The 12,518-nt window shown below is 59.6% G+C and carries 9 protein-coding genes; 7 read left to right on the plus strand and 2 right to left on the minus strand.

Annotation, left to right across the window (positions count from 1 at the left end; translation table 11 throughout):
• Nucleotides 1–31 precede the first annotated feature (31 nt).
• The 3 genes from ACFQZG_RS15105 (at nt 32) to ACFQZG_RS15115 (ending at nt 4,980) form a co-directional block, all read left to right on the plus strand.
• Nucleotides 32–1,399 carry a glycoside hydrolase family 5 protein gene (locus ACFQZG_RS15105; protein ID WP_378153886.1) on the plus strand — a complete coding sequence of 456 codons (1,368 nt, stop codon included), beginning with the start codon at nt 32–34 and terminating at the stop codon, nt 1,397–1,399.
• Entirely contained in the window at nt 1,396–3,927 is a 2,532-nt protein-coding gene (locus tag ACFQZG_RS15110; protein ID WP_378153888.1) for a glycoside hydrolase family 2 protein, read from the plus strand. The genes ACFQZG_RS15105 and ACFQZG_RS15110 overlap by 4 nt, the downstream gene beginning before the upstream one ends.
• Nucleotides 3,928–4,053: 126 nt before the next feature.
• Nucleotides 4,054–4,980: a phosphotransferase family protein gene (locus ACFQZG_RS15115; protein WP_378153890.1), complete on the plus strand. Its 927-nt coding sequence runs from the start codon at nt 4,054–4,056 to the stop codon at nt 4,978–4,980.
• Nucleotides 4,981–4,994: 14 nt separating this feature from the next.
• On the opposite strand, the gene ACFQZG_RS15120 is transcribed toward ACFQZG_RS15115, so the two are convergent.
• Entirely contained in the window at nt 4,995–6,359 is a 1,365-nt protein-coding gene (locus ACFQZG_RS15120) for a TrkH family potassium uptake protein (RefSeq protein WP_378153892.1), read from the minus strand.
• A 119-nt stretch (nt 6,360–6,478) separates the two neighbouring features.
• Here ACFQZG_RS15120 and ACFQZG_RS15125 point away from each other — a divergent pair, with 119 nt between their 5' ends.
• From ACFQZG_RS15125 to ACFQZG_RS15140, 4 genes are all read left to right on the plus strand, one after another.
• A complete protein-coding gene (locus ACFQZG_RS15125; RefSeq protein ID WP_378153894.1) occupies nt 6,479–8,854 on the plus strand; it encodes a helicase C-terminal domain-containing protein in 2,376 nt (791 codons plus the stop codon).
• Between the two features lie 134 nt (nt 8,855–8,988).
• A complete protein-coding gene (locus ACFQZG_RS15130) occupies nt 8,989–9,225 on the plus strand; it encodes an H-type small acid-soluble spore protein (protein ID WP_378153896.1) in 237 nt (78 codons plus the stop codon).
• A 102-nt stretch (nt 9,226–9,327) separates the two neighbouring features.
• Complete coding sequence (locus ACFQZG_RS15135; protein WP_378153898.1) at nt 9,328–10,335, plus strand: cell wall hydrolase; 1,008 nt, start codon at nt 9,328–9,330, stop codon at nt 10,333–10,335.
• A gap of 484 nt (nt 10,336–10,819) precedes the next feature.
• On the plus strand, nt 10,820–12,211 hold the full coding sequence (locus tag ACFQZG_RS15140; protein ID WP_378153900.1) for a hypothetical protein: 1,392 nt from the start codon (nt 10,820–10,822) through the stop codon (nt 12,209–12,211).
• Between the two features lie 3 nt (nt 12,212–12,214).
• Here ACFQZG_RS15140 and ACFQZG_RS15145 read toward each other — a convergent pair whose 3' ends face one another.
• Nucleotides 12,215–12,427: a hypothetical protein gene (locus ACFQZG_RS15145; RefSeq protein ID WP_378153902.1), complete on the minus strand. Its 213-nt coding sequence runs from the start codon at nt 12,425–12,427 to the stop codon at nt 12,215–12,217.
• Nucleotides 12,428–12,518 lie beyond the last annotated feature (91 nt).

Here is a 12,518-nt window from a genome sequence, read left to right on the forward strand (position 1 = left end):
CGAACAACGATATTCAGGGAGGGGCGATACAATGGCAGACACGACGAAATTCCTGCAAGTAAGCGGCGAGGACTTCACGGTTAACGGAAGTAAAATCCTCTTGCGCGGCTTCGGCTTAGGCACCTGGATGAACCTCGAGCACTTCATGATCGGCTTGCCGGGCACCGATACGATGATCAAGCAAGCTTTCGCGGACGTCTATGGCGAGGAGCGGCGGGACCGGTTTTTCCGCAAGTTCCTGCTGGAGTTCGTGGACGAGGGCGACTTCGCCTATCTGAAAAGCTTGGGCGTAAACTCGTTGCGGCTTCCGTTCAACTACAAATATTTCCTCGACGACCAGCATCCTGGTCAATATAAGGAAGAAGGCTTCGTCTATCTGGATCATGTCGTCTCGCTATGCGCGAAGTACGAGATCTACGCGGTATTGGACATGCATTCCGTACCGGGCGGACAGAATCCGGACTGGCATTGCGACACCGCGAGTGGACTTCCGCTGTTCTGGGAATACGGCGCTCTGCGCGATACCGTCATCGGCTTATGGGGCCATATCGCGCGGCACTATCGGGATCAACCATGGGTCGGTGGCTACGACATCGTGAACGAGCCGTCCATGGTGAAGGACGCCGCGGTGTTCAACGAATTCTACCGCAAGGTAATCTCGGAAATTCGCCGGCACGACGAGCGCCACATTATCTTCATCGAAGGCAATGCGTTCACGACCGACTTCTCCATGCTGGACCCGGTAGACGATCCGCAGGTCGCCTATGAATTCCACTTCTACCCGTTCGTCGAAGATCCGGCCGTACTCTCCCCCGAGATGGATCGAGGCCGGCGCATGGACATTTTCCGAGCGGCGTTCGACAAGCTCCTGCTCATCCGCGACAAGTACAAGCGGCCGCTCTGGTGCGGAGAGCTCGGCTACGATCTGAGTCCGGACAAGATCGAATTCCAGGTCGGCTTCATCGAGGACATGCTCGAGCTGTGCGAAGTTAACGATGTATCCTGGGCGTTATGGACGTACAAGGATTCGGCCTTCATGGGGATCTCCTATCCTCGGGAGCATACGCCTTGGCGACAGTTCGCCGATCAAATCCGGCAAGTGTGGAATCAGCAGCAAGAGCAGGAGAAGGGCGAGGCACTGGTCGATTACATGGCGGCGACGTACTTCAAGCCGATCTCCAAGGAGATGCGCTACCCGCTGCAATTCCGCATGCGGACGATTATGCAAACGATCTGCGTGGAGCAGAACTTGAAACCGTTCCTTCGGCAATTGCCGTGGGAAGAGGCTTGCCGTCTCCCCGAGTCGTTCCGTTCGGAGAACTGCGACACCTGGGAAGAGCTCGCCGTGATCGTACGAAAGTATACGAATGTTGGACACTCGGAGGAATCGGCCCTATGAACGTGTCCTTGAACGGCAAATGGAAAGTCACGCACGTCCCCTATAACGAGTCCGTGGCGGACATTCTCGACGAGACGTTCGTACCCGAAGGATGGATCGACGCCCAGATTCCGGAGGAGATTCACGGGACGCTCAGGAAAGCGGGCATTATCCGTGGTCATGTCTACAGTAAGGATACGGATGAAGAGCAATGGATCGAGGAAGTAGACTGGGTCTATCATAAGGAGTTTTTCGCCGAGAGCTCATGGAAGGCGAGCAAGGTGATCGTCGAGTTCAAGGGCCTGGATACGTTCTGCGATGTCTACCTGAACGGCGTGAAGCTAGGATCCAGCCGCAATATGCACGTCCCGTTCCAGGCGGACATCGCCGAAGCGCTGAATTACGGGGCGAGGAACGTATTCGTCGTTCGCTGTTACTCGGCCGTGAAGCATGTCGAGCACATGGATCAGAAGGGCATCTTCTCGATTACGACCAGCGACAGGATCTTCGCGCGCAAGGCGCAGATGAATTATTCCTGGGACTTCTGTGGCCGCTGCGTAACCGCCGGAATTTGGAAGGACGTTACCATTCATTCGTATAACGACGCCCGAATCGAGTCCTATTATCTGTACACCCGATCGATCGAAGACGGAGCCGCGTCACTCGGCCTCGAAGTCGAACTGGACGACGTGGACGGCAACCTCGGGGAGTACAGCCTTGCGGTTCGTCTGGAGAAGGACTCCGGGGTAGTATACTTCAAGGAGGGGAGCTTCGAAGACTTCAAGTCGTTGTCGTTCGAGGTCGAGAACCCTTCCCTATGGTGGCCAAGGCCGTATGGACAGCCGGAATTGTACGATTTCAGCTTAACTCTGATGAAGCGGGGAGAAGTCATACAAGTCAAGCGGCAGAAGTTCGGCATCAGGCAGATCGAGATTATTCGGGAAGATCAGGGAGACGGCAGGTCGTTCATCTTCGCCGTCAACGGCAGAAGACTGTTCATCCGCGGCGCGAACTGGGTGCCGACCCATATGGTATATACGGATACGACCGATCGGGATTACGAGGTGCTGATGGATTATGCCGTGGAAGGCAACATTAGCATGCTTAGGATATGGGGCGGAGGCATCTACGAGAGCCCCAGAATGTTCGAATTGGGCGACGAGCTGGGCATCATGATCTGGAGCGACTTCATGTTCTCTTGCGGTATCTACCCGCAAGACGACGAGTTCCTTGCTAACGTAGCGGCGGAAGCGGAGCATGTGGTGAAGGAGTATCGGAACTGCACTTCCCTCGTCGTATGGGCGGGCGACAACGAGAATGGCCAAGCATTCGGCTGGGCCGGCAGACCGTATGAGTTTCAGAACGACAAGGTGAGCAACATCGTGCTCATGGAAGCTTGCAAGCGGTTGGATCCCCTCCGGTTCTATATGCCGACTTCGCCTTACAGCCCGGACGAATTCTATAAGGGCGGCGATAACCCGTCATCCCCTTATCAGGGCGATCAGCATATCTATATTATGTCGGCGGATCCGGGGGTCAACGAATACCGCGATTACGGGAAGAACTACTATAAGCGGATCAAAGGCTTCAGGCCGAGGTTCATGAGCGAATTCGGATTCATCTGCTTGCCCGAGAAGGATACGTTCTACCGGTTCAACTTCTCGAGGGAGCAGCTTCGCTATAAGAACGAGCTGGTCGAATTCCTTCCGTTCAGCAACGAATACATCGAGAAGAAGGACCACGACAGCACGATCTATTACAGCCAGGTATACAACTCCATGGCGCTGAAATATTGGATCGAATATTTCAGAAGCTTGAAGTGGACTTGCGCCGGCTCGCTGTATTGGAAGTTCAATGATCCGGTGGCAGATGTGAACAAGGGAGGCATATTCCCTTCGCATATGTCCACGGTCGACATGTACAAGCTGCCTAAAATGACGTATTACTATACGCGCAGAGCTTATGACGACCTGATCGTCGTCTGTCAGGAAGTCGATGGCGGCTACGAGATATACGCGTGCAGCGAAATATTGGAAGATAGATCCGGCAAGCTTGTCGTCTCCCATCTGGATTATTCCGGGCACGTTCTCGGGATCAAGGAATGGGAATGTACGGCTATTCAAGACAGCTCTACGTTGCTATGCGCCTTGTCCGCCGACGAGTTCAAAGTGAAAGACGCCTATAACGAATATTTGAAGCTCGAGTTCGTATCGGAGGATGCGGTCGTCGATAACCGGTACCATTTCACCGATATCCACGAGATCAACAAGCTCGCTTTGGGCGATTCAGGTCTGAAAATCGTGCGCGCGGCAAGGAACGGTTCGGACATCGTCGTCGGGTTGAAGACGGAGCGTTATGCGCGCCATGTCCGTCTGAATATACTGGACCGGCGCGCCTACTACAGCGACAACTACTTCGAGATGGACGCCGGGTCCGAGAAGAACGTGACGATCTCCTTGCATGACGGCGTAGCGGGCATCGAAGACACCGTCCTCTATGTCGAAGGCGAGAATGTAAGCAGAATGACTTTGCCGTTGGCGAGCCTATAATCAAATAGATTACGAGTTTAAAGCCGCTTCCCCGCAAGGGGGCGGCTTCCGTTGCGTGCAGGGACCGTGCGGGGAATCGGCGAATAGGTAGAGACAGTACGAATAGACTCAAAGGAGTGGCGCGCGTTGTCGAATCCGATCTTATTATCCGACCGTTCCCTGGCATGGGTCGTCTCGTCCGTTCACCCGGAAGCGACGATCGTAGCCGCGAGGCGGCTGCACGGAGGCGTCACGACGCCGATCTGCGTCATTACGCTGCGCGTCGGCGAGGAAGTCCGCGAAGTCGTGCTGCGGCAGTTCGAGGACGAGGAGTGGCTGCGGCAGGAGCCGGATCTCGTGCGGCGCGAGGCGGCCAGCTTGGAACGCGCGACCCGGACGGCAGGCGTGAACGCTCCGCGGGTCATCGCCGTTGACGAGGACGGAACCCGCAGCGGGCGGCCGTCGACGCTGATGACGCGTCTGGAGGGCACGGTCGACTTGTCGCCGCCGGATCTGTCGCGATGGCTGCGCGGGTTGGCGCGGACGCTCGCGAGCCTTCACGCCGCGGCCGCGGAGCCGGAGGCATTCCCTTGGACGTTCAAGCCGTATTCCGACGCTTCGCGCATGGATTACGCCTGGTCGAAGACGCCTCGCGAATGGCAGGCCGCGATAGCCATCGTCGCCGCCGGCGCCCCGGCGTTCCGGCAGCGGTTCATCCACCGCGACTACCATCCCGCGAACGTGCTCTGGTCGGGCGAAGAGGTGAGCGGCGTCGTCGACTGGGTGAACGGCTGCATCGGCCCGGCCGGCATCGACGTCGGCCATTGCCGCGTCAACCTGGCGCAGTTGCACGGCGTTCCGGCCGCCGAAGAGTTCCTGGCGCATTACCGCGAGCTCGCCGGCGATTCGTTCGACTACGATCCGTATTGGGACCTCGTGACGCTGATCGACTTCGCCGACGGGCAAGTAGACGTGTATCCGGGATGGACGGCGCTCGGCTTCACGGGTCTGACGGACGAGCTGGTCAAGATCAGATTAGAAACCTATTTAATGAGTCTGTTGAACAAGTATTAACCGCGCGAATCTTTTTACCCCGTCATTACTCGCTCCACCGGATAGTGGAACTTCGGATCCTGCAGGCCGCCCCCGATAAGGTATAGACAGGTCGTCAGCCCGATTCTTCCGAGGAACATGAGCACCATGAGAATGGCTTGAGAGAACAGGCTCAGCTCCGGCGTTATGCCGGTGGACAGGCCGACGGTTCCGAACGCCGAGCAGACTTCGAGGATGATCGCCATGAGCGAAGGCCCCTTGTCCGCGACGCTGATCGCGATGACAGAGATCGCGCACATGACGACCGCGAGCAGCGAGATGGCGAGCGACTTCAGAATATCGTCCGGATGCAGCTCCCGTTTGAACACCTTGATCGAACGGACCCCTCTCGCGAAATGGTAGATGAACAGCATGTTGAAGGCGAACGTGGTCGTCCGAATGCCGCCGCCGACGGAGTTCGGAGACCCGCCGATGAACATGAGCAGGCTCATCAGCAGCAGGGTCGGCATCGTGAAGGCGTTGATATCCATCGTCGTCAGCCCGGCGCTTCTCGTCGTGGCGGCTTGGAAGAACGCGTAGAAGAAGCTCTGGTGCCAAGACATGCCCTTCATGAACGCTTGATTCTCGAATAGCCAGATGAGCACCGTTCCGAACGCGAGCAGGACGAAGTAAGTGAACGTCGTCAGCTTCGTGAACAGAGAGAAGCGGAACGGCTGCTCGGGCTTCGTCCTTTTGCTGGTCACGTACGCTTTCACCTCGATTAACACGGGGAATCCGATCGCTCCGAAAATAATAAGCGCGACCGTAACGACCTGCACGAAGTAGTCGCCCGCGTAGGGGACGAGGGATTGGCCGGTTATGTCCATGCCGGCGTTCGTCGTGGCGCTGACCGAGGCGAACAGCCCCTGCAGGAACGCGTCCTTCCACGAATCGTAATAGCTCAGGAACCGGAGTCCGAGTACGAGCCCTCCGATTAATTCCGTGAGCAAAGTAATCCGCAGGATTTCCTTCACCAGCTGCACAAGCCCCGATAACGCGAACTGATTGTTGTCCGCCATGATGAGGCGACGTTCCCTCAGCCCGATTTTCCTCCCGATCAATAGCCAGAAGAAGGTGCTCATCGCCATGATGCCGAGTCCGCCGAATTGCAGGACGAGCATGATGACGAAATAACCGAATACGCTGTACGTGTCCGCGACGTTGAACACGCCGAGCCCCGTGTCGCTGACGACGCTGACGGCCGTGAACACGGTGTCCGCGAACGTCACTTCCACGCCGGGCCGAAGCACCGCGGGAATGCAGAACAAACCGATCGATATCGTAACCGCCAGAAGATAATAGCCGGCGATCACTTGGGCGGGAGATCGCTTCTCGATCCAATTCCGCAGTGAGCTCAACATGGGTCAGGCATCCTTATCAGGGGATAATTGCTGCTCCCATCGTTTGCCCATCTTGCGCGGCGAATATGCGGATCGTTACAATAGAAGAACAAACGTTCCTCTTGGGGGCTGGCCAGCTTATGTCTTGCATCGTCGCTCTATCGGTTAGAAGCCTCGTCGAATACGTATACGCCTCCGGAAGCATCGACTCCGGTTTCCGATCGGCGAGCGCGCTGTCGGACGGCACCAAGGCGCATCAGAAGATCCAGCGGCAATACGGCGAGGCGGATCGGAAGGAAGTGTATCTGAAGGCGGAGATCGCTTGCGGGGATCTCCTCTTCGCCGTGGACGGCCGATGCGACGGCTTGCTGGACGACGGGAGCGGCACGATGACGATCGAGGAGATCAAGTCGACGATGCGGGACATCGGCGCGATGACCGAAGCGGACGCCGCTCCCGTGCATTGGGCGCAAGCTCTCTTCTACGCGTACATGTACGCGCGGGAGAGCGGAGCTGGGAGGGTTCGCGTTCGTCTCGTTTACGTGCACGTCGAGACGGAGGAGCAGCGGCGGTTCGAACGGGAAGCGTCGTTGGAGGAACTGACGGCGTTCGCGGAGGACGTCGTCGCCAGCTATGCGCCTTATGCACGCATGCTTTTGGCGAACCGGAAGCTTCGAGATGAGAGTATCGGCGGCTTGGTTTTCCCGTTCGCGGATTATCGCGCGGGACAGAAGAAGCTCGCCGGCTCAGTCTACAAGGCGATCGACGAAGAGCGCAAGCTGTTCGCGCGGGCGCCGACGGGCATCGGGAAGACGATCTCGACGCTGTATCCGGCCATCAAGGCGATCGGCGCGGGGAAGATCGGCCATCTGTTCTACTTAACGGCGCGGACGATCACGAGAACGGCCGCGGAAGACGCGCTGGCGCTGCTGAAGTCACAGGGGCTGCACCTGCGCTCGGTGACGATTACCGCGAAGGAGAAGGTTTGCTTCCGGGACGAGGTGGATTGCCGGCCGGAGAAGTGCCCGTACGCGGACGGCTACTACGACCGCGTCAACGGCGCGGTCTTGGACTTGCTGGAGAACGAGACGCTTATACGCCGGGACGTCGTCGAGCGGTACGCGCGCAAGCATAAGGTGTGCCCGTTCGAGCTGTCGCTGGACACGGCGTACGGGGCGGATGCGGTCGTGTGCGATTATAATTATATTTTCGATCCGCGGGTATCGCTAAAGCGATTGAGCGGGGAACGCAGGCGCGAGACGGCGCTGCTCGTGGACGAGGCGCATAACCTCGTCGATCGGGCCAGGGAGATGTACTCCGCCGTGCTGGAGAAGCGGGACTTCCTCGAGCTGGAGCGGGAGTTCAAGGGCGTGCGGGGCGACGTGCAAGCGGCGGCGAAGGCGGTCAACAAGTGGTTCATCGAGCGGAAGAAGGCGATCGGCGGGTCCGCGGAGGCGGTCAAGGAGCGGCCGGACGACCTGCTCGCGCTCGTGGAGTCGTTCGCCGCGGTCGCGGAGAAGGCGTTGGCGTCGGGGGCGTCGGACAGCGCGAAGCTGCTTGACGTCTACTTCGCGGCGGTGCGCTTCGTCCGGACCGGCGAGCAGTACGACGGCAGTTACGTGACGTACGCTGAGCCGGATCGCAACGACGTCCGGGTGAAGATGTTCTGCCTCCATCCGGCGCAGCTGCTGAAGCAGATAGGGAAGGGGTTCCGCGCGCACGTGTTCTTCTCCGCGACGCTGTCGCCGATCGGCTACTACATGGACATGCTAGGCGCCGAGGAAGAGGACTATTCGGTGACGCTCGGCTCTCCGTTCGACAAGTCGCAATGGGACGTCTCCATCGTGCCGCTCTCGACCCGATACGCCGACAGGGAAGCCACGAAGGACCGGCTGACGGCCAAATTGCGGGAGATGGCGGCTGGCGGTGGACGGGGCAAGGAGCGAGAACGGGGCAACTTCCTATTCTTCTTCCCTTCGTATGCGTATATGAACGCGGTGTACGAGACGTTCATGGCGAGAATGGGGGACGAAGAAGAGATCGGGAGAGACGGCAGAAGCGGGGTTGATAGCGCAAACGTAGGAGCAGGCGAAGGCGAGAGCGGGGGCACGGGGATCCGGACGCTGTTGCAGAGGCCGGACATGACGGAGGAAGAACGGGAGAGCTTCCTGGCATCGTTCGTTGCCGACCCGGATGAGACGCTCGTCGGCTTCGCGGTGATGGGCGGTATTTTCTCGGAGGGGATCGACTTGGTCGGGGATCGGCTGACCGGAGTGGCCGTCATCGGAACGGGAATGCCGAAGCTGGGACTCGAACCGGACCTGATCGGCGCGTATTTCGACGCGGAGGGAAAGAACGGGTTCGACTACGCCTACGTCTATCCCGGCATCAACAAGGTGCTCCAGGCGGGAGGCCGGCTCATCCGTTCGGAGCGGGACCGCGGCGTTCTCGCGCTGATAGACGATCGCTATACTCAGCCGCGCTATGCGCGCCTGTTGCCCGAGGAATGGCGATAGACGACCGCGGCTTAGGTTGCATACGATGATCCTTGCGCGCTCACACTGTAATTCGAGCCCGACGAAGATTATGTATATTGAGGGTGAGGTAATTCGAGCCCGACGAAGATTATGTATATCGAGGAGGACGACAGATGAACATTCACCGAGCGCAGGAGATCGCGGCATCCCCGGTCATGGAGAACGTCACTTGCGAAGGGGAACGCGTCTATATCCAGCATGTGGACGCGGACGGCGGGACGGCCCGGATTTATCCGTTGGGAAGGCCGGACGAGGAATTCGAGGTGCCGCTACGCAGCCTATCCGAGCCGTCGGACGGCATGGGAATGGAGGGCGCGCAGATGATATGCGACGTCCCGGAAGGCACCTAACTGCCCGCTAGGCAAAAATGAAAACCGTCTCATAAATGTTTACAGTCGCGGCGGATTCCTATAACCTGTAACAAAAGCGAAGGTTGGCGAAGGAGTCCGAGGATGAGTCTGGTACAGAAGATGCAAATGCGGATGGGCAAGCCGATGTTCCTTGCGTTGCTGGCAGGGCTGCTGTTGGCGACGATGCCGATGACGGCGGTCGCGGCGCAGGAGAAAGCGACCGTAGCGGAAGACATGACCATCATGCTCGACGGGAAGACGGTCAAGCTGACCGACCCGGCAAGAGTGAAAGCGAATAAGCTATATATGCCCGTGGCGCAACTTGCGAAGGTGCTCGGGGCGAAGGTCGACTGGGACGCGGTCAACGAGGAAGCGACGATCGTGAACGCCGTCGGCGACAAGATCGTGCTCGGCAACGGGGTGCCGGTCGTGTATTTCAACGGGGCTCGCTACGTTATGGATGCGGTTCCATTCGAGACGGACGGACGCTTGTACGTGCCGCTTCGCGACGCGGCGGAATTGCTGCACGCGCAGGTGGACTGGAACGACGAAGAGCGGATCGCGACGTTGACGCCCGTGCCGCTGGCCGTCGTGACCGAGGAAGTCGGCGTGGCCGCGATCGCCGAGACGAGCGACGCGAGCGCCAAGCAGCTGCTGAAGCGCAACGAGCTGGGCGCCGACGCGACGGTCGAAGCGGGCGCGGAGCTCCGCGTCGTTATTCCTTCGATTTTCGAGCATGAGGCGAAGCCGTTCGCGGAGAAGGATCTGCTGCTGCTGGCTAAGATCACGCAAGTCGAGGCCGGCTACGAGTCTTACGAGAGCCAGCTCGCGGTCGCTAACGTTATTCTGAACCGGGTGAAGGACTCGCGGTTCCCGAGCACGATTAAGGACGTTATCTATTCCGGCAAGCAGTTCCCGCCAGCGCACAACGGGCTGCTCGACAAGAGCGTGCCGAAGGCGACGGCGCTGCGCGCGGCCAAGGATGCCTTGAACGGGAAGAACAACGTCGAGGACGCGGTCTATTTCTACAATCCGAAGGTGACGAAGGGCGCGTTCTGGTCCGGACTCACGGTCATCGATACGATCGGGACGCATCGGTTCGCGAGGTAAGTAACGAGAGGGGGGCCGCCATGGCGATGGCGGCTTCCTTTTTTTTGTTGTGGCGCGTCGTTGCAGGCGGGGAATCGGCTCTCGGGCGGACAATAGGCAGGAAAAGTCGGGTTACTGGTGAGGACTCGGCGCTCCGGTGGGCAATAGGCGGGAAAAGTCGGGTTACTGGCGGGGAATCGGCGCTCTTGCGGACAATAGGCGGGAAAAGTCGGGTTACTGGCGAGGACTCGGCGCTTCGGCGGACAATAGGCGGGAAAAGTCGGGTTACTGGTGGAGAATCGGCGCTCTTGCGGGCAATAGGCGGGAAAAGTCGGGTTACTGGCGGGGAATCGGCGCTCCGGCGGGCAATAGGCGGGAAAAGTCGGGTTACTGGTTCTCGTCATTAAACCATTGCATCTCAGGGTGACGTGTGGCAACCTGAGGGTTATAGATTAAGGAAGAATGCACCGATCGGACGATTGCTTCAAGGAAAGAAGGAGTAAGCATGCCTAAGGCCGCCCGCGCAAGCGCGGACCGGATCGCGATACTGACGCTCGCCGCGGCGTTCATCGCGCAACAATTGACCCATTGGCAATGGCTGTCGCCGACGCTCGGCGTGCTCGTGTTCGCGGCGATCGCCTGGCTGCTTCCCGGGCTGCGCGGCATGACGCTATGGCTAACCGTCGCCTTCATGGCCGCCGGCGCGGCGCTCATGCTGTTCCAGCAAGCGGATGCCGACGCCTGGTTCGCCGCGGCGAGCCTGAACGTGACGATCGCGACGCTGTTCGTCTTCGCTCCGCTGTTCGGCATACCGGTACGCTTGCCGGATTACGCGGAGGCGCTGCGGCGGTTCTACGAGACGAAGCTGCGAAGCCGGACCGTCACGTACGCGGGCACGCAGCTCATGACGCAGATCATGGGCGCGTTCATCAACGTAGGTTCGATCTCCGTCGTCTATCATCTGGCGTTCGTAAAGCCACGTACCGAGAAGCTGTCCCGGCTGCTGGCCAACGCCCTGAACCGCGGATTCGCGGGGGCGATCGCTTGGTCGCCGTATTTTGCAGCGATGGCGCTCGTCACGTCCGCGCTGTCGCTACGGTGGTCCGAGCTGATTCCGTACCTGCTCGGCTTGGCGGCATTATGCTTCGTCGTCGGTCTAGCGGTCGATTATCGCAAGCTGCGCGAGCCTGAAGAGGAGCCCGCCGGAGAGGAAGGCTCGTCCATTCCCGCAGACGCAGATGCGAAGCCCGCGGGCAAGGCGCCGTTCCCGGCGGGGCTGGCCATGTACCTCGCTTCGGCGATCGCCGCGATCGTGCTGCTCGAGCACGCGGTCGATTTACCGATGGTGCTCGTGACGTGCTTAGCGGCGGCAGCGTTCCCGCTCGCTTGGTGCGCTGCGAAGGGGCGGCTGGCGACGTATCGGCAAGGACTCGCGAGCCATTATTCGACGACGCTGCCCGCTTTGAAAAAGGAGATTACGCTCTTCCTGGCGGCGGGCTTCTTCAGCGGCTCGATCGGCACGACCGGCTTCGGCGCCTCGCTGCCGGTGTGGCTGGACGCGCTGCCGCTTCCGGTCCCGCTGTCGTTCTCCCTGCTGGCGGTGCTCCTCGTGGCGGGAACTTCGCTCGCGGGCTTGCACCCGATCGTGCCGGTGACGATTCTCGCGACAGGCATCGCGCCCGCGGCCGTGCATTTGAGCCCGCAGGAATTCGGACTGCTGCTGCTCGGCAGCTGGGCGGTTTCCAACCCGATCTCCCCGGCGTCCGCGGTGAACAATCTGCTCGCCGGGCTGTTCGGCAAGCCGGTGTTCGTCTTCGCGCGCGCGAATTACGCATTTTCAGCTTGGCTGGGAGTCGCGCTGCTCGGTTACTTGGCTCTCGTCCGGCTCATCGGTTAACCCCTAGCGCTGCTTGCGGGGACGGTCCAGGGAGCGTCGGATGAGAATCGGACCGGCCATGCTGCCCAGCGTCGCCGCCAGCACGGAGTGAAGCGGCAGCTTGAGCAGGTAATAGAGAGCCGTGCCGCCTACGATGTCGATGAGCACGAACTTCCTGATCGCCGCCGGCGAGATCGGGACGACTACGATTACGATATGCCGCTTATGGCGGCGCATGGGCTTCACCCCGTCCTTGTCGCTTCTTCACGAGATTGTATTGCCTTGTTCCTTGTCCGATTCCTCGAATCGGAGGTGGACGAGGTCCGGA

Source organism: Cohnella sp. GCM10027633 (assembly GCF_042675445.1).
In the GTDB taxonomy this organism is placed as follows: Bacteria; Bacillota; Bacilli; order Paenibacillales; family Paenibacillaceae; genus Cohnella.

Excerpts from the sequence above, each read along its gene's own strand:
- ACFQZG_RS15105 (WP_378153886.1), top strand. The coding sequence starts at position 32 with ATGGCAGACACGACGAAATTCCTGCAAGTAAGCGGCGAGGACTTCACG.
- ACFQZG_RS15110 (WP_378153888.1), top strand. The coding sequence starts at position 1,396 with ATGAACGTGTCCTTGAACGGCAAATGGAAAGTCACGCACGTCCCCTAT.
- ACFQZG_RS15120 (WP_378153892.1), bottom strand. The coding sequence starts at position 6,359 with ATGTTGAGCTCACTGCGGAATTGGATCGAGAAGCGATCTCCCGCCCAA.
- ACFQZG_RS15125 (WP_378153894.1), top strand. The coding sequence starts at position 6,479 with ATGTCTTGCATCGTCGCTCTATCGGTTAGAAGCCTCGTCGAATACGTA.
- ACFQZG_RS15130 (WP_378153896.1), top strand. The coding sequence starts at position 8,989 with ATGAACATTCACCGAGCGCAGGAGATCGCGGCATCCCCGGTCATGGAG.
- ACFQZG_RS15135 (WP_378153898.1), top strand. The coding sequence starts at position 9,328 with ATGAGTCTGGTACAGAAGATGCAAATGCGGATGGGCAAGCCGATGTTC.
- ACFQZG_RS15140 (WP_378153900.1), top strand. The coding sequence starts at position 10,820 with ATGCCTAAGGCCGCCCGCGCAAGCGCGGACCGGATCGCGATACTGACG.
- ACFQZG_RS15145 (WP_378153902.1), bottom strand. The coding sequence starts at position 12,427 with ATGCGCCGCCATAAGCGGCATATCGTAATCGTAGTCGTCCCGATCTCG.